General features: G+C 73.2%; 16 protein-coding genes and 1 pseudogene. 4 read left to right on the top strand and 13 right to left on the bottom strand.

Annotated elements, in window-relative coordinates; genetic code table 11:
- Window position 1: 1 nt before the first annotated feature.
- Both HD596_RS27815 and HD596_RS27810 read left to right on the top strand, forming a co-directional pair.
- Window positions 2-1210, top strand: a complete 1209-nt coding sequence (locus HD596_RS27815; protein WP_185072255.1) for a hypothetical protein — start codon at window positions 2-4, stop codon at window positions 1208-1210.
- Window positions 1207-3015 carry a protein kinase domain-containing protein gene (locus HD596_RS27810; protein ID WP_185072254.1) on the top strand — a complete coding sequence of 603 codons (1809 nt, stop codon included), beginning with the start codon at window positions 1207-1209 and terminating at the stop codon, window positions 3013-3015. Before HD596_RS27815 ends, HD596_RS27810 begins: the two co-directional genes overlap by 4 nt.
- Window positions 3016-3022: 7 nt before the next feature.
- On the opposite strand, the gene HD596_RS27805 is transcribed toward HD596_RS27810, so the two are convergent.
- The 11 genes and pseudogenes from HD596_RS27805 to HD596_RS27760 form a co-directional block, all read right to left on the bottom strand.
- Entirely contained in the window at window positions 3023-5194 is a 2172-nt protein-coding gene (locus HD596_RS27805) for a transglutaminase TgpA family protein (protein WP_185072253.1), read from the bottom strand.
- A gap of 227 nt (window positions 5195-5421) precedes the next feature.
- On the bottom strand, window positions 5422-6546 hold the full coding sequence (locus HD596_RS27800; protein WP_185072252.1) for a DUF58 domain-containing protein: 1125 nt from the start codon (window positions 6544-6546) through the stop codon (window positions 5422-5424).
- The gene (locus HD596_RS27795) at window positions 6543-8702 is read right to left on the bottom strand and encodes a hypothetical protein (RefSeq protein WP_185072251.1); all 2160 of its coding nucleotides are present in this window, start codon (window positions 8700-8702) and stop codon (window positions 6543-6545) included. The genes HD596_RS27800 and HD596_RS27795 overlap by 4 nt, the downstream gene beginning before the upstream one ends.
- A gap of 93 nt (window positions 8703-8795) precedes the next feature.
- Complete coding sequence (locus HD596_RS27790; protein ID WP_185072250.1) at window positions 8796-9212, bottom strand: YbaB/EbfC family nucleoid-associated protein; 417 nt, start codon at window positions 9210-9212, stop codon at window positions 8796-8798.
- A gap of 257 nt (window positions 9213-9469) precedes the next feature.
- The gene (locus tag HD596_RS27785) at window positions 9470-10192 is read right to left on the bottom strand and encodes a class I SAM-dependent methyltransferase (protein ID WP_185072249.1); all 723 of its coding nucleotides are present in this window, start codon (window positions 10190-10192) and stop codon (window positions 9470-9472) included.
- 55 nt (window positions 10193-10247) lie between these two features.
- The gene (locus HD596_RS27780) at window positions 10248-10565 is read right to left on the bottom strand and encodes a winged helix-turn-helix domain-containing protein (protein ID WP_185072248.1); all 318 of its coding nucleotides are present in this window, start codon (window positions 10563-10565) and stop codon (window positions 10248-10250) included.
- The gene (locus HD596_RS27775; RefSeq protein ID WP_185072247.1) at window positions 10546-11025 is read right to left on the bottom strand and encodes a hypothetical protein; all 480 of its coding nucleotides are present in this window, start codon (window positions 11023-11025) and stop codon (window positions 10546-10548) included. The genes HD596_RS27780 and HD596_RS27775 overlap by 20 nt, the downstream gene beginning before the upstream one ends.
- Window positions 11026-11350: 325 nt before the next feature.
- Window positions 11351-11596 (bottom strand): annotated as a pseudogene (locus HD596_RS62120) (DUF6807 family protein); the annotation flags it as partial.
- Window positions 11597-11612: 16 nt separating this feature from the next.
- On the bottom strand, window positions 11613-11732 hold the full coding sequence (locus HD596_RS62115; protein WP_246554904.1) for a PmoA family protein: 120 nt from the start codon (window positions 11730-11732) through the stop codon (window positions 11613-11615).
- Window positions 11729-12826, bottom strand: a complete 1098-nt coding sequence (locus HD596_RS27765) for a Gfo/Idh/MocA family protein (protein ID WP_221519542.1) — start codon at window positions 12824-12826, stop codon at window positions 11729-11731. The genes HD596_RS62115 and HD596_RS27765 overlap by 4 nt, the downstream gene beginning before the upstream one ends.
- A gap of 25 nt (window positions 12827-12851) precedes the next feature.
- Complete coding sequence (locus HD596_RS27760) at window positions 12852-13436, bottom strand: type 2 periplasmic-binding domain-containing protein (protein WP_185072246.1); 585 nt, start codon at window positions 13434-13436, stop codon at window positions 12852-12854.
- A gap of 108 nt (window positions 13437-13544) precedes the next feature.
- On the opposite strand from HD596_RS27760, the gene HD596_RS27755 reads away from it, so the two are divergent.
- Both HD596_RS27755 and HD596_RS27750 read left to right on the top strand, forming a co-directional pair.
- Window positions 13545-14864 (top strand): serine hydrolase domain-containing protein, encoded by a 1320-nt coding sequence (locus HD596_RS27755; protein WP_246554902.1) that lies wholly within the window; start codon window positions 13545-13547, stop codon window positions 14862-14864.
- Window positions 14865-14988: 124 nt separating this feature from the next.
- Window positions 14989-15381 carry a hypothetical protein gene (locus tag HD596_RS27750; protein WP_185072245.1) on the top strand — a complete coding sequence of 131 codons (393 nt, stop codon included), beginning with the start codon at window positions 14989-14991 and terminating at the stop codon, window positions 15379-15381.
- A gap of 49 nt (window positions 15382-15430) precedes the next feature.
- Here HD596_RS27750 and HD596_RS27745 read toward each other — a convergent pair whose 3' ends face one another.
- The gene (locus tag HD596_RS27745; protein ID WP_185072244.1) at window positions 15431-15676 is read right to left on the bottom strand and encodes a hypothetical protein; all 246 of its coding nucleotides are present in this window, start codon (window positions 15674-15676) and stop codon (window positions 15431-15433) included.
- 106 nt (window positions 15677-15782) lie between these two features.
- Complete coding sequence (locus tag HD596_RS27740; protein WP_185072243.1) at window positions 15783-16751, bottom strand: alpha/beta hydrolase; 969 nt, start codon at window positions 16749-16751, stop codon at window positions 15783-15785.
- Window positions 16752-16899 lie beyond the last annotated feature (148 nt).

The raw sequence follows: 16899 nt of genomic DNA, 5'->3' as shown, positions 1-16899 counted from the left end.
AATGACCGACTACTGGACGGACGCGCTCAAGGACACCCGGGCGCCGCAGATCGACGACATCGCGCCGACCGGCAACGGCGACTCCGACAGCAGCGACGGCGTGGCCGCCCTGATCCAGGGCACCAATCCGGGCCGCGTCGCCGACGCGGGCAAGCGGTACAAGGAGATCGCCGAGATGTGCGCCGAGTCCGTGGAACTCCTGCACACCCAGGCCGGGCGCATCGCGGAGACGCTGGGCGGCGAGTCCCTGCAGAAGATCTTCGAGACCGTCGGCGAGCTGCAGCGCGACCTCGCGCGCATCAGCATCGCCGCCGATTCGGTCGGCGTGCCCCTGGAGTGGTACGGCGCCCAGGTGCTCCCCTGGTTCCACAACAACGTGCCGCGGACGGGCAGCGTCGGCCTCGACGACGACATCGGCGACGCCTTCGGCAGCGACACCAACGGCCACGCGCTCGCCCGCCATCACCTGCGGCAGCTCAACAGGTTCATGGGGGAGGTGTACGGGGCCATCGCGGGCTACGTGGAGCAGCGGTCCACGGCCCCGCAGGCGGGGGTGACCGGCCCGTCCCTCCCGCTCGGGCCGGGGCTGCCGAGCGGCCTGACCGGCGACCCGTACAAGGGCTCCGGCCTGGGCTCCCCGTACGGGACCCCCGGTCTCGGCCTGCCGGGCACCCCGTCCGGCCTCGACACCCCCGGCCTCCAGGATCCGTCGCTTCAGAACCCTTCGCCGCAGGACCCCTCCCTCCAGGACCCCTCGCTGAAGGACCCGTCGCTCAAGGATCCGTCACTGCAGGACCCCTCGCTGAAGGATCCCTCGCTCCAGACCCCGCAGACCCCCGACCTGAAGAACCCCGAACTCAACACCCCCAAACTGCCCCAGACGCCCACGACGAACCTGGCGGGCCTGCCGCCCCAGACGGGCCTGCCGCAGACGAACCTGCCCCCCGGCGCGACCACCGGCCAGCCCACCGGCGGCGGCCCCGGCACGTTGCCGGGCAGCGTCCCGGCCACGCAGCTCAGCGGCTCGGGATCGCCCGCGGGCGGCGCGGGCCGGCTGGGCGCCGCCGGCATGGGGATGGGCATGATCCCGCCGATGATGGGCGGCGGCCAGAACGGGACCGAACGGGACCGCGACAGGGCCAGGTTCCCGCTGGTGGAGGACGAGTCGTTCGAGACCGATGACATGGGCGGCCCGTCCGTGATCGCATGACGGTGACGACCGAGCGGGTCCGCGGCTACCGGCTGCTGGAGCGGGCCGGCCAGGACGGCCCGTGGACCGCGCACCTCGCTCAGTCCGCGGCCACGGGGGCCGAGGTGCTGGTCAAGACGCTCGCGTGCCACCGGGCGGACCGGCGGGCGCTGAAGCGGATCGTCCGCGGCTTCGGCTTCCCCGAGGCGCTGGCGGCCCACGACGGCGTGATCCCGGTGCTGGAGGTGGGGGCCACCGGCGACGGGCGGCCGTACCTGGTGACGCCGGTCCACGGCGGTCTCACGCTCGCCGAGCGGCCGGGACGGAGCCAGCCGATGACGCTCGACGAGGTGCTGGGGGTGCTGCGGGCGGTGGCGGACGCGCTGGCCGCCACGCACGCGGCCGGAGGCGTGCACGGCCGGGTCACGCCCGAGAACGTCGTCGTGGCCGGTCGCGGGGTGGCGCTCACGGGGTTCGCCATGTCCGCGCTGATGTCGATCGTGGAGCTGCCCGACGGCACCCTTCCATCCGTGCATGCGGCGCCGGAGGAACTGGAGGGCCACCCGCCCGTGCCGGCCTCGGACGTGTACTCGCTCGGGTCGATGGCGTACGAGCTGCTGGCGGGCCGGCCCGCGTTCCCGCTGGACGGGGCGGGGGGCACGGCCAAGTTCGTGCTCGGGGTGCTGACGGAGGCGCCGCCGCCGCTCCCGCCGGGCGTGCCGCCGGACCTGGCCGAGACCCTGCTGAAGGCGATGGCCAAGGCCCCGGACGCCCGCCCGACCGCCACCGACCTGTCCACCGTCGCCTCCCGCCTCCTGACCCCCCACCCGCCAACCACCCGCCTGCCCACCGGAGACCCGGCCCAGCCGCCGACCGCCCGCCTCCCCGCCGGGGACGCGGGGCAGCCTGCGACGGCCCGCCTGCCCCTCGGCGATCCGGCCCGCCTGCCCCTTGGGGACGCGGGGCAGCCCCTCACCGCGCGTCTCCCCTCCCCCTCCCCGTCGCTGGAGGACTCGGGAGCGGTGGAGCGGTCGGGCCCCCGTGAGCTGGTCTGGACGGTGGACCCCGACCGTTCCCAGGTCAGGCCGCCCGCCGGCCCCCAGCCCTTCTCCCAGCCTCCCGCCGAGGTCTCCGCACCCCACGCCCCCGTCGCCGAGCAGGGCCGCAGGAGCCGGGTCCCGCTGCTGGTCACCACGGCCTCGGCACTGGCCGTGCTGGTGGGCGCGGGCAGCGTGGCACTGGCGATGAACGGCCGGCCCGGCGCATCGCAACCCGCCGGCGCGACGGCCGCCGCCCTCGACCCCACGACCTCCGGCACCCCACCCCAGGCCGACCACCAGCCACCAGACCAGCCCACGGACCAACCGGCGGACCAGCCGACGGACCGGCCGACACCGCCCAGCGAGCCGCGACCGCAGACGAGCATGCCGTCCGAGCCGCCCGCACGCCGCCAGACCGTCGATCCCGCCGCGGTGGCCGCGTACCGTCCCAAGAGCCTCAAGGTGGTGTCCGACAACGGCACCACCGTGACGCTCGCCTGGAAGGCGGTACGCAAGAGCGGCTATCCCGTGGTGATCCAGCAGGCCCCCGGCAACCGGCTGGTGTCGGCGGCGAGCGGCAGCAACACCTACACCCTGGGCGGCCTCGACCCGGCCACGGGCTACTGCTTCAAGGTCGGCGCCGTGGTCACCCTCGGCCAGCCCTCGTCCGTGGCGTGGTCGTCGGCCCTGTGCATCCGCGGTGCCGCGGAGACGAGCCCGGGCGGCCAGGACGACCAGGTCCAGCCCCCGATCGTGCTCCCCCTGGCCACCCCGCCACCCTCCTGAAGGAGAGCTAGGCCACCAGGGATCTCGGCGACAGGCGGTGCGCGAGCCTGCTCGCGAGGCCGGCCTTCTGGCGTACCAGCGCGTCCACGCCGCCGAAGTGGCGCCAGGCGAGGTCGGCGTCGGCCTGGTCCACGGGCGCTCCCCCGAACGTCGCCAGGTTCGCCAGGTCGGCGAGCGTCGTGAGCGGCTCGCGAGCGGCAGGACCCAGGACGGACTCGGCCAAAGACGCCACCTCACCGGCCGTCAGCGCGTCCGCGGGCACCGGGATCCCGGCCACGCGCAGCCTGGCCACCGTCTGCCGCCACGCCCCCACCACCCGGGCGGCGGGCGCGGCGGCCCGGCGGCGGCGCATCCGCCTCAGCGGCGGCACGACGAGCACGGCCAGCAGGTACGCCAGGAGCGCGGCGGCGGGCACGGCCGCCCAGAGGAGGGGGCCCGCGGAGCCGCCGGGACGCGGCGCCGGGGTCGGGGTGGCCCGGTTGGCGGCCGTCGGGGTCGGCTTGGGCTCGGCGGAGTCGCTGTTGATCGCCTGCTCGATCTCCCGGGCCTGCTTCGGCGCGCCCTCGGCCACATCGCCGCCCCCTCCTGAGCGCGTACGCGACGGCGTCGGGTAGAACGGCACCCACCCGATCCCTTCGAACTCGACCTCGGCCCAGGCCAGCACGTCCCCACCCCGCACCTGCCGCACCCCACCGGACCCGGAACCCGAGCCCGAGCCGGTTCCCGGGCGGAAGCCCACGACGATCCGGCTCGGCAGCCCGATCGCCCGGGCCAGCAGCGCGAACGAGGCGGCGAACTGCTCCGTCGTCCCCCTGCGCGACTCCGTCAGGAAGAACTCGATGCTGCGGTAGCCGTGCCCGGGCGGCGAGTTGACGTCGTTCACCGCGTGCTTGCGCAGGTAGGCCGCCAGCCGGGCGGCCCGCTGCGTCGGGCTCTGCGCCCCGGCCGTGGCGCGGCGGGCGAGGGCGAGGAGGCGGGCCCGCTGCGGCGGCGTGCGGCCGTCCGGCCCGTCCGGCAGTCGCAGCGCGGCCGGGTCGGCGGCGGGGACGGCCGCGCGCAGTTCCTCCGCCGTGTAGCGGCGGATCCCCGAGGTGACCTCATACGTCATGCCCTCGCGTGTCTGCGTGCCGGCCAGCATGCCCGTCGCGGGATCGACCACGATGCCCGCGCCCTTGACCAGCAGCGGCCGGTCGGCGGCGGGCAGCCAGGGGCCCGGGAGCCTCTGCAGGGTGAACCGTTGCGTGACCGGGTCCCCGCCGCCCTCCTGCCCCGGCACCCGCCCGCCGGTCGGGACGAACCCCGCGCCCGACGTCCACGTGACGCCGTCGAAGGTGTCCAGGACGGCCAGGCGCAGGTTCGCGTCGGAGGCGGTGACGACCGTGAACAGCTCGCGTTGCGGGTTCTGCAGCCACGTCGACACCTGGTCGAGCGCGCTCACGCCGTTGATCGGCCGCGGCGGGGGCTGCTCGACGAGCCGGCGCACGTCGTACGGGTGCTCGGCCATGGGCAGGGCGGGCGCGGTGGCGACGGCGGCCGACACCAGGCAGGCCAGCAGCGGCACGCCCACCGCGATCGTTCCCGCCGACCTGGCCGCCCTGACCAGGCCGAGCAGCAGGGTGAGCCCGGCGAACACCGCCGCGTACGGCACCACGGACCCGGCCCCGGCGACCCCCAGCACGACCGCGACGGCGAGCACCGGGAGCGCGGCCAGGGCGGGCAGCATGACGGACCTGGACCGCAGCGCGATCTCCGCCCCGGCCAGGGCGGCGGCCCAGACCAGGAAGCTGACCAGCACGACGGCCGTGCTGTCGGGCGCCGCAGGGAGGATCGTGGTCAGGAGCCGGCCGCCCGCGTCGCGCACGCCGAGCAGGGCCGCGCGTACGGCGGCCGGGCCGGGCAGGAACCCGAGCCAGGCCTCCGACCTGAACAGCGTCGCCGACACCGCCACCAGCCAGCCCAGCACGCTGACCGGGACCGTTCCCCAGAGCGGCAACCGGCCGTACAGCAGCACCGACAGCACGCACGGCGCCCCGGCCGCCAGGCCGACCACGGGGAGCAGGGCGGCGAACGGGAACACCCCGTCGAACGCGAGCCCGGCCGTCGCGGCCAGCAAGGCCACGACCCCCACGGACACCAGCCCCCGCACCGGCGCCCCCGCCGCATACGCCCCCGCACTCACCGCTCCCGGCCCCGTCAACCCCGACGCCCCGCCCTCCCCCGGCTCCCCCGCCGACACCGGCCCAACCCCCGCCACACCCACCGACGCCCGCCCACCACCCGACGCGCCTCCGGACGCGGGCCCGCCACCCGACGCGCCTCCCGACACCGGCCCGACACCCGAAAGACCTCCCGGTGGCGGCGCGGTGCGCCCCTGTGGCACCGCGATGTCGTGGGGCGGCGGCCCGGTCAGCGGGGCCATGCCGCCGCCAGTTCCGCCAGGTCGCCGACCTCGATGACGGTCACCCCGGCCGCCGCCGGCCGCCCTCCCTCCACCGGCTCGCCCACCCGCACGAACAGCACCTCGTCGAAGCGCCGCCGCACGGCCGCCGCGTCCGCGAGACCCGCGAACGTGCCGCTGACCAGCACCAGCGCCCCGCCCGAGCCCGCCCGGCGCAGGGCGTGGAGCGGCGCGTCCGCCTGTTCGGACCGCTCCACCACGGCGAGCCGGTCCAGGACCTCCTCGGTCTCGCCCGGCCCGCCCTTGGCGTGCAGCAGCTCCCCCGCCCCCGTGAGCAGCCGCACGGGGAAGCGGTCGCGCGTCACCGCGCAGGCAACCGACGCCGCCACGTCCACGGCCAGCTCGAACTCGTCGTCCCCGTCGTACGACGAGTGCCGCGTGTCCAAAACGGTGACGGTGCTCGGCAGGTTGACGTCGGTCAGCTCCTTGACCATGAGGACGCCGGTGCGGGCCGTGGAGCGCCAGTGGACGTGCCGCAGGTCGTCGCCGATCACGTAGTCGCGCAGCCCGTTGAAGCTGATCGCCCCGTTCGGCGCGGAGCGCGAGTCGAGCCCGTCGAGGTGCCTGCGGCGGCCGGCGTGCGGGGGCGCGAGCGGCACCGTACGCGGCCGGACCAGGAGCAGGTCGGTGCGGCCGTACGCGATCGAGCGCCGCGCCAGCCCGAACGGGTCGGTGCGGTCGAGCAGCAGTGGCCCGACGGGCGTCTCCCCGCGCCGCCGGGTGGGCAGCCGGTACGACACCGTCCGCGCGGTGTCGCGCGCCAGCGCCGGCACCTCGACCGTGACGGACGTGCCCCGGCAGGTGTCGCGGGCCACCAGCCCGGCGTGGCGCCGGCGGCCGGTGTTGCGCACGTGCAGGAGGGCCACCGCGGGCTCGCCCCTGGTGACCTTGACCGGCGTCAGCTCCCGGCGCACGTCCAGCCCGGCTCCGCGCAGCGTCCACAGCGCGCTCGCGCCCACGGCGGCCAGCCCCGCCACCGCGAGGACCGCCGCCTGGGCGTACCCGAACGGCGCTCCCACGGCGTAGACCAGCACCGAGGCGGCCGCCAGGCCCCACCCCGCCCTGGTGATCATTCGCACTCCCAGAGCGGGGCCGCGGGGAAGCCCCCCTTCGGGGTGTCCATCAGCACGTCGTTGAGCCACCCGTTGCCGTTGGCGGACTCCACCTTGTTCCAGACGTCGCTGCTCATGCCCGTGTCCGTGTCGGTGTAGGCGGCGCCCTTCTGCTGGCAGAGCACGGTCATCGTGATGTACACGCCCTTGGGGATGCGTCCCGCCTCGGCGCCGGCGCTGGGCCCGGAGCGGATCAGGGTGTCCCGGTCGTTGTTGTTGGCGTTCCTGAACTGGGCGGGCGGCGGACGCAGGTCGGCCGTGGCCTCCGCGCGCTCCTCGCTCTCGCCCGCCGCGTTCTTGGCCCGCAGCGTCCAGGTGTAGGACTGGCCGTTCTTGAGCCCGGTGACCTCGGCGCTGGTGCCGTCGGGCGAGCCGGGGTGGCTGCCGGGCCCGTCCAGCGTGTACGTGACGCCGCCGTCCCGCGCGTTCTCCGGGGCGGACCAGGTCAGGTCGGCGCCGTGGTTCTTGCCCTTGGCGGTGAAGCCGGACGGCCGGCCCGGCGCGACGCACGGGCGCACGGGCACCGACGACTGCGACTCCACCTCGCCGCCGGACCACTCGGCGACCACCCGGAACGTGTACTCCTGGTCGCACCGGCCGCCGTTCACCCGGAACTGGTACGGCCCGTCGGGCTGCACCCGCGACGGCGTGACGTCGGCGGCGCCGGACGCGCCCTTGAGGGAGTAGCCCTTGACGGTGCCCTGGCGGGAGGGCGTGAAGGTGACCTCCATCCAGCCGGGCCCCGACTTGGCCGTCACCGATCCCGGCGGATCAGGCGTCTGGGTCGGCGTGGGGGTGGGCGTCGGGGTCGGGGTGTCCGAAGGAGTGGGGGTCGAGGTGGGGGTCTTCGTCACGGTCACCGTCGGCACGGCCGTCTTCGTCTTCGTCGGCACGGACGTCGGCTTCCCGGTGGGCTGCTTGGTCGAGCGGGTGGGCACCAGGGTCGGCTGCACCACCGTGGGCATCGAGGTGGGGATCGGCAGCGGCGTCGGCGTGTCCTTCTGGCCGAGCGCCTCGTCGTACTTGCCGACCCGGTGCCCCCTGCCGTCCTGCTCGATGACCAGGGCGGTCTCGCTGAACTGGTCGTTCACCCAGAGCAGCCCGTCCTTGACGAACACCTCCAGCGGCCCCGCCTTGCCCGTGACGACCTTCTCGGGCTCGAACGCCTTGGCCACCGTGTCGTACACGATGAGCCGGCCCGTGCTCTCGTCGGCGATGTAGACGCGCCGCCCGAGCGCCTGCGGCGCCCCCAGCTTGCCGCCCTTCACCGAGACCGTGGTCAGCCCGCCGCCGGCGGTGTCGACCAGGACGAGCGCGCCCTTCCTGGGCTCCAGGATCGGCACGATCTGGCTCTCGGCCACCGGCGGGACCAGCAGGCCGCCGCCGCCCGCGCCCGTCACCGTGCTGGGCAGGGACACCTGCAGCCGGGTGCCCGCCGGGCCGATCAGCATGGCGGAGGCGGCGGCGGAGTTCGTGACCAGCGGGGCGCCGTTGGCGAGCGTCAGGGTGAGCGGGTCGCCGGGCTCGCCGACCGTCACGGCCTTGACCTGCCGGCCGTCCTGCACCTGGACGAGCGTGCCCTCCTCGGGCACCGGCACCCACAGCGTGCCGTCCTTGCCGAGGCCGGCCTGCCCGAGCGGCGCCTTGAGGGTGAGCGGGGAGCCGATCGTGCTCACCGTCAGCGGGTCGAGCTGCTGGACGGTGCCGGCCCGCGGGTCGATCCCGTACGCCTTCCCGCCGCCCATCACGATCTGCATGCCGCCCGCGCCGAGCGTGTTGGTCTGGGCGACCTCGAGCTGGGTCGGGTCGATGCGGCCGACCTTGCCCGTGGAGTCCATGACGAGCACGTTGTTGCCGTCCTGCACCACCTTGAGCGGCTCACCCTCGGCGGAGGCCAGGTCCACGCGGCCGTCCAGCTGTCCGGACAGGCCGTTGGCGTGCACCACCTCGCCGTTGAGCGCGCTGCCGAGCCACGCCCCGACATCGGAGAGCTTGGGGCGGGCGCTGGAGACGCCCTGGCCCAGGAACAGGCCGACGCCGACCAGCACGGCGACGAGGGCGCCCGCGACGATTCCCGCCGCCCGCCGCCCCACCGCGTTCCGCCACCGAATGGCCACCGACTCACATCCCGTACGTGTACGTGCCCGCGGACACCCTAGGGTGGCGTCCGCGGATCGCGAGGTTCCTTCAAATAACCTGGAAGTGTCCGATCACCGGCTGTCGCGCGTCCGGTCGTCGATGGCCCGCAACCGCTCGTCCATGGACGACTCGAACGACTCCAGCACGCTGCCGAACTGCTCGTCGAGCAGTTCCCTGCCGGGCAGCGCGCCGCCCAGCGTCTCCGCCATGACGGCGTCGACCTTGGCGGCGACGTCGTCCTGGGCCTCCTGCGCGGCCCGCAGCACGGCCTCGGCCAGCTTCTGGCTGTCCAGGCGCATGGCCCGTGGCGCGAGGACGACGTCCATGAGCCGGCCCGACGCGCCGGCGGTCACGCGTACCTGGCCGTCCGCCGCCTCGCCGCGGCCGACGACCACGTCGATCTCGCTCCTGAGCTCCTCCACGCGGGCCAGCATGTCCTCCGCCCGCGCGGTGATCCGTTCCAGCTCTTCGGGGTCGAAGTCGTTCACCGTACCTCCCGGGTCTCTGCGACGGGAGAGTACGGGGGAGCCCCGCCATTTCGGAAAAAGTTGAAGCGTGCGGAGTTTCGTTGATCTGACCAATGCCCGACTTCGAGCAGAATGCCGCGCCGGCCGACGGCTGCTTCGGCCTGCTGGAGCGCGGCGGCAAGGAGCTTGAGGTGTCATACCGGGAGGTCCACGGCCCCTTCGCCCCCGTCGTCGACCTCGTCAACACGCTGAAGAACGCCGCCGCCCCAGCTCGACCGTTAGCCGCGCCGGGCCGTCAGGGCGAATCGGCGGGCGGTCGCTCTGAGCGGCATGTCATCGTGCAGGGCGCGGAGGCGGTCCTCGTACGCCTCGACCTCGAAGCCCGGGACCTGCCAGGAGACGACCCGCAGGTACAGCACGAGCGCTCCGACGTCGTGGAACTCGACGGGGTAGCCGGCCTCCGCGCTCCAGGTGACCTCGAGTCCGGCGGCGTCGAGCGCGGCGGCCGCGGTGGCGAGGTCCCAGGCGCGGTCCTCGTGCGGCGGGCCGCCCAGCGCCGCGTTGAGCTCCTCCAGGTCGCGCCCGGCCACCTGCTGGGTGACGAACGTGCCACCCTCGGCCAGGAGGCGGCGGATCTCGTGCGGGTCGTACGACTCGTGCCGGTTGACGATCAGCTCGAACGATCCGTCGGGGAAGCACCCGGCCGACTCGGCCACCTCGACGCCCAGCGGCTCCAGGCGGTCCCGGGCGATCGGGAGGTTCGGCGGGTAGCCCTCGGTGGCGGCGGTACGCGGCGGGAGCGGCGTCAGGGACGCCAGCAGCTCGCCCCCTCCGGTGCCCAGGTCGAGCAGGGACGGCGTATGCGGTAGCCGGTCGCGCACCAGCCGCTCGTAGTCCCAGGGCAGGTCGTCGGCCGTGGTCATCCGGCCGCGGAACACCGCCCAGTCCCATCCCTCGAACGGCGTGGCCAGCGCGTCGCGGATCAGCTCCTCGTAGCCCATGATCATGATCGTGCCCCGGCGAGCGGCCGTCCCGCACGTCCTTTTCGCCCGGTCACTAGGGCGGCGGCCCCTCCGGCGGGGGCATCCGGGAGAGCGCGACGATCCGCTCCAGCGCCGCCGCGTGCCGCTGGAACGCCAGCCGCCCCTCGGGGGTCAGCCGCACGTACGTGCGCCGCGCCCGCTTGTCCTGCCCCTTGCGCACCTCCACGTACCCGGCGCCGGCCAGCGCGGAGACCTGCTTGGACAGCGCCGAGTCGCTGGTGCCGATCGTGTCCCGCACGAAGCCGAAGTCGACCCAGTCGGCCGGCGCCAGCACCGCGACCACCGACAGCCGCGCGGGCACGTGCAGGAACTCATCGAACTGTGGATCCATGACCCCGCAGCGCAATCCACGCGATGATCCTGCTGACCAAGGGCATGATCGCAATGTACACCAAGGCCGCCAGGGCGCCCCCGACCATGGCCTGCGACAGGAATCCGTGCGCCGGCAGACCGAACAAGGAGAAGCCGGCGACCCGGCCGATGACGAAGGCCACGAAGTGAACGGGCGTGATGCCGATGAGGATCGCGATCATCAGGGCCGTGGGCCTCGGGAGGACGGTGATCCGGAACGCGTGCAGGAGTCCCGAGGCCATGAACACCGCGAGCCCGAGCCCCCGAGCGAGGGAGTCCCAAGGCTGCCCGAGATCGATCGACGCGAACACGGCGAAGAGCCCGAGCGCCGAGACGATCACAAAAGGCCAGGGGAAGATCTTGCGGACCATCTCCTCGCGGGTCCTGTCCTGGAAGGCGCGGATCTGATCAAGCGAAGCCTGGGCGTCCTGCGGATTCATGTGCCACCCCGTGGTCGACTACTTTCCTATAAGGAAAGTACCATCCACTTTCCTTATAGGAAAGTGGTAGCGGGCGTGCTCTGGCGCAGGACGACGCGGGCCGGGAGCCGCACGTCGTCCCCGCCCTCGTCGTACGGTCGCGGAAGGCCGTCAGGGCGCCGATCACCATCACGTCGTTGACCGCGAACACCGCCTCCACGTCCGCCAGCCCCCGCTCCACCAGCCGTCGTCCCGGCGCTATGCGGCGTGTCGCCCTCCAGGCCGTCGGCGCACGGGCTGCCCGAGTAGACCGACAGGCGGCTGACGGACGTGCCTCCGGGGAACGTCATGCCAGCGCCGCCCTCCCCTGCTTGGCCAGCAGCTCCATGCCCTCCTCGCCGCGGTCGCCGCCGGCGATCACGACCGCGTACCGGAGGTGCGTGGCGCTGCCGTTGTTGTCGAGCTGCACGTAGAACCGGCCGTGCACGTACGTCGGCCCGCCCCAGAAGTTGTGCTCCCCGACGTGCGGCAGCGACCAGGCGATGCCCTTGTGCCAGACGTGGTCGTGCGGCCGGAACAGCGACACCGGCCGGCCGCAGAGGGTGCAGTTACGGCTTGGGCGACTCCAGCACCGGCGTGTCGGGGCTGTAGACGTAGGTGAACAGCTCGACGCCGCCGGCCGCGACGGTCACCGACCGGCCGAGCGCGTGGGTGGCCTGCGGGGTCACGGGTTCCTCACCTTCTCCCAGGGGGCGCCCGTGCCGTCCATGCGCCGGGCGAACGGGCTGTCAGCAGCGATCTGTCCGGCCTGCACGCGTTCGCCGGTGAAGGCGGAGGCGTACAGCGCGGCGATGAACTCCATCGTCCGGCGGGTGTCCTCGGCGGTGACCGGAGGCGCCTCGCCCCGGTCGAGCGCGTCGAAGACGGCGGCGAGCCAGCCGTCGTGGCCGCTGGACGTGGTCGTGCGGCCTTCCGCCCACAGCTCCGACACGCCCTCCTGGCCCGGCGCCGGGGTCACGGTCCAGTCGTCGTCGGTGTAGCCGTACAGGTGCTCCACCTCGACGGTGGCGCGCTCGTAGTCGAAACGGAGCTGAGAGGTCTGCCGCGGGGACACGACGGAGTTGACGATCGTGGCCACGGCGCCGTTCTCGAACGTCACCAGCGCCAGCGACACGTCCTCGGTGTCCACCGGGCGCGCCTGGCGGGCGGCCACGGCCGTGACCTCCCGCCACGGGCCGAGCACCGAGAACAGCAGGTCGAACTGGTGGATGCCGTGCCCCATCGTCGGGCCGCCGCCCTCCGACTCCCACGTGCCGCGCCACGGCACCGCGTAGTAGGCCTCGTCGCGGTACCACTGGGTGTTGCAGGTGGCCAGCAGCGGCCGACCCAGCTCGCCGGCCTCCTGCAGGCGGCGCAGCCGCAGCGCGCCCGCCCCGAAGCGGTGCTGCAGGACGGTCGCGACGTGCGCCGTCGAGCGGCGCTCCGCCTCGATCACCGCGTCGAACTCCGCGAGCGAGAGCGTCGGCGGCTTCTCCACCAGCGCCGTGACCCCGGCCTCCAGGCACGCGATGGCCAGCGGGGCGTGCAGCTGAGGCGGCGTGCACAGGTGGACGACGTCCACCTGCTCCTCCCGCAGCAGGTCGTCCAGGCCCGCGTGGGTGCTGGGCCCGCCGTACTTCCCGGCGAACTCGGCCGCCCGGCGGGCGTCCACGTCCGCCACCGCCACGAGCTCGGCCCGCCCCGACCCGAGCAGGGCCTGCGCGTGCGCGTGTGCGATCGCGCCGGTCCCGACGATCGCGGCCCGGTAGTTCCGTTGACTCAAGATGTTGCTCCTCTGTGGGGGTCTGTCAGGCGCCGTCGATCTCGGCCTGCAGTTCCGTGATGAACGACCTGGCCGCCTGCTCCGGGGTCTCCCGGTCGAACAGCACCTCTTCCGTGTGCCGTTTGATGATGGCTTCGAGATCGCTGGCGCCGTTCGGGGTCACTCTAGGGGCTTGCCCGACTTTGGCGGTGTCCAGGTACTCCGCTGCGGCTTTGTCCGTTTCAGTGAGCTTCGCGGGGACGCCGCGGTCGGTCAGCAGGATGTCGGCCGCCTCCTGGCTGTTGGCCAGGAAGTCCACGAACAGCGCGGCCTCGGCCGGGTGCTTGCTGCGCGCCGAGATCGACCAGTACATCGAGGACTTGAAGTACGCGCCGGGCGACTTGGCCTGCGACTCGCCGGGGAGCCTGAGCAGCTTCAGCCTGGCGCCGCTCGCCGTGGTCAGCGAGCTGAGCTGGGTGCTCCACCAGGTGGCGAAGACCGAGGCGTTCATGGCCGTGCCCGACTGGTCGAGCGAGCCGCCGGCCCGCTCGATGGTGACCGACGGCGACGGCGTGACGCCCTGCGGCCTCCTCCCACGACCAGGTGTTGTCGTCCGGCAGCCGCCAGGCACCTCACCCGTGAGGCCGAGGATGTCATGGGTTCGGGATGACCTGTGTCATGGGGACCCGGTGACACAGCGGACTAACCTCACGAGCCCGGCTCGATCATGCTGACGAGCATGACATCCCTCCGATTCAGGACAGTGCTATCGACCGTGGGCCGTGCCGGACGGCTGGCCCTCGCGACCGGGATGGGGGCCGTGCTCGCCGCGGCGACCCTCACCGCACCGGCCGCCGCGCGGACGGCGAGCGCCACCGGGACGAGCCAGGACGGCGGGCTGGACCGGCAGGCGCTCCGGAAGACCCTGGACGCCGTCCACGAGGCGGGCATGTACGGCATCTACTCGCAGGTTCGCGACCAGGGTCAGACCTGGCAGGGCGCGTCCGGCGTGGCCGATGTCGACACGCGCCGCCCCGTACGGCCCGACATGGTGCACCGGGTGGGCAGCATCACCAAGACGTTCGTCTCGGTGGCCATCCTCCAGCAGGTGGCGCGCGGCGCCATCGACCTGGACGCCCCGATCGGCCGCTACCTCCCCGACCTCGTCCCCGGCGACCGCGGTCAGCGGATCACCGTACGGATGCTGCTCAACCACACCAGCCACATCGGCGACTACATCGCTCCGGCGTTCCCGTCGCTGCTGGAGGGATCGGGCAAGAGCCTGGACGACAACCGCTTCCGCACGTTCACCCCGAAGGAGCTGGCCGGGCTGGGCCTGGCCGCCGCCCCGACCGGCGAGCCCGGAGCGACCCCCGGGTCGTACTCGAACACCAACTACATCCTGGCCGGCCTGCTCCTGGAGAAGGTGACGGGCACGGACGCCGAGCGGTACGTCACCCGCAACGTCATCCGCAAGGCGGGCCTGCGGCACACGTCGTTCCCGCGCACCCCGGTCATCCCGGGGCCGCACTCCAAGGCGTACGAGTCGCTGTACGGCCTCATCGACCCGCCGCGTGACTACAGCGTCTACAACATGTCGTGGGGCGGGACGGCAGGCGCGATCGTGTCCACGATGGACGACCTCAACCGCTTCTACCGCGCGCTGCTGCGCGGCGAGCTCGTCGGCGCCGCACAGCTCGCCGAGATGCAGAAGACGGTGCCGGTGCTGGCCGGCGGAGGTCTGATCGACTACGGCCTCGGAATCTACTCGGTCGACGCGCCATGCGGCCGCTTCTGGGGGCACAGCGGGGGCGTGTTCGGGATGAGCACGGAGTCGCTGTCCAGCCCGGACGGCAACCGCCAGCTGTCGTACGGGGTGAACCGCACGAAGTACCAGCAGATCGACGAGAACGGCCAGATCGTTCCGAGCCCGATCGACTACGCGATCGGCGCGCACGGGCTCCTGGCCTTGTGCGGGACCACGCCCGCGCAGGCCAGGACCTCCCAGCTCCCGCTCATCCCGCTCCCGCTGGACGTGCCTCCCGCCACCATCAAGTGATCGCCTGACAGGTGTGCTGTCAATCACTCTCGTAGTGCGGATTTGTCCACAGTTGACCGCTCGGGATCTCCGTAATGTCCCTGCTGCCGGGATCAACCGGCGCACGACAACGGGGAGGAACCCAATGCGTAAGACCCTTGCGATCGCGGCTCTGGCCGGTTCGATGGCCGTCACCGGGCTCGCCCTGAGCCCGGCCGCCGCCCAGGCCGCCACCACTTCGACGGGGACGAGCTGGGGGAAGTTCTTCTCCAGTGACCACAAGGCCTACACGTTCGGCAAGACGTGGAAGAGCGGCGGCGTGGTCCACACGAAGTGGTACGGCGTGGACAAGGTCGGCGGGAAGAAGGGCTGGGTGTGGTTCGAGTTCTACAAGAACGGCAGCTGGCACAAGTTCAACCGCTCGTTCGACGGCAAGGTGGTCGGGAGCTGGAGCGGCAGGGGGATCAAGAAGGTCTACACGTTCACCTGCTGGGCCGGCAAGTTCGACAACTGCGGCCGCAAGTACCGCATCTACTGATCCTCAGGCCCGGCGCCCCGCGCGCCGGGCCTTTCCGGTCATCAGCCGGTCAGAGAGACCGCGCCAGCTCGGCCGCCCGTGCCAGGTGCCCCGCTTTGACGGCGGCCCACTCATCGGGGTCGCTCTCGCCATTGCGCAGCACCGAACCACCGAACACGACGAACTCGCTCGACCGCGCCCGCCCTCCGATCCGGTCGGTGAGCATGGCCGTCCTCATCGCCTGGTGGCAGCCCGACGCGTCGAGCTCGGCGACGCTGTACCCGGCCGTGCACAGGACGAGCGCCTGCCGAGCCACGCGGAGGCTTGCGGGCTTGTACGCGAACCCCTCGGATGCGCGTAGACGATGTGGAGGTGAGTCACGCGCCTATTCTCGTGCGCTCACGCGGCTCCCGGATCCTCGTTCATCCGGCGAAGACCTCTCGAAGGAACTCGACGATCTCCGCCCGCGCGGCCTTCGCCTGCGGCACGACGCCCGGCATGCTGAGGAACGCGTGCGTCGCCCCGGGATATTCGGTGAGGCGGGCGGGCGTCCCGGCCGCCCGCAGCCGTTCGGCGTAACAGCGGCCGTGGTCGGCCACCGGATCGATGGTCGGCACCACCACGAGCGCCGGGGCCAGCCCGCCCAGGTCGCCGGCGTGCAGCGGCGACACCGTACGAGGATCCGTTCCCGGCGGAACGGCCAGCCGCTGGAACAGCCGCATCTGCGTCATGGTGAGGGTCGGGCTGTGGGCGTGCCGGCGCATGGAGGCATGTTCGAACCCCGCCGAGGTCAGGTCGACAGCGGCGTTGACCAGCACCTGCGCCCGCAGGGGCAGGCCGGACTCCCTGGCCCGGATCGCGGCCAGGGCCGTGACCAACGAGCCGGTGCTCTCACCGAAGACGGCGGCCCGCGCCGGGTCGGCTCCCCACTGCCCGGCGTGCCGTACCACGTGCCGGAGCGCGTCCCAGCCGTCGTCGACGGCCGCGGCCAGCGGGGTCTCCTGGTCGAGGAGGCGGTGCTCGACGGAGACGACGAGCGCGGGCAGCCGCGCGGCGAGGTGGCTGTTGACCCAGTCGCTCTGCACCGCCGTGCCCACGAATCCGCCTCCGTGCACGTGGAGCACCAGAGGCAAGCCGGCCTGCCCGGCCGAGGGCCGGTACACCCGGACCCGGAGCCTGCGGTCGGGCAGCGCCACCTCCTGCCACCGGATCGTGGCGCCGCGGTCCGGGAACCCGGTGATCAGCCGGGCCAGACGGGAGGACCGCTTGCGGTTCACCGCGTCGCGGAGGGCGACCAGCTCCCCGGCCGTCATCGTCAGCCAGTCCGGCTCCTTGCCGAGGGCATACATCAACCGGATGCCCAGCGGCGGCCGCTCCATCGTGGTGCCCATGTGTCCTCCCCAGCCCGCCAGTTTCGCTACCTCAAGTATCGATACCAACAGTAGCGCAATAGCATCAGCCTCAGCGCGCGCCTCCGCCCGGTCGCCCGCGTTCCAGCGTCGACTCCGGCTTCCCCGTGGCGGGCGCGGGGCGGGGCGA

It is taken from the genome of Nonomuraea jabiensis (assembly GCF_014204795.1).
GTDB classification, from domain to species: Bacteria; Actinomycetota; Actinomycetes; order Streptosporangiales; family Streptosporangiaceae; genus Nonomuraea; species Nonomuraea jabiensis.
Note: the sequence above shows the minus strand (reverse complement) of the source record. Positions and strands in the feature narration are given on the sequence as shown.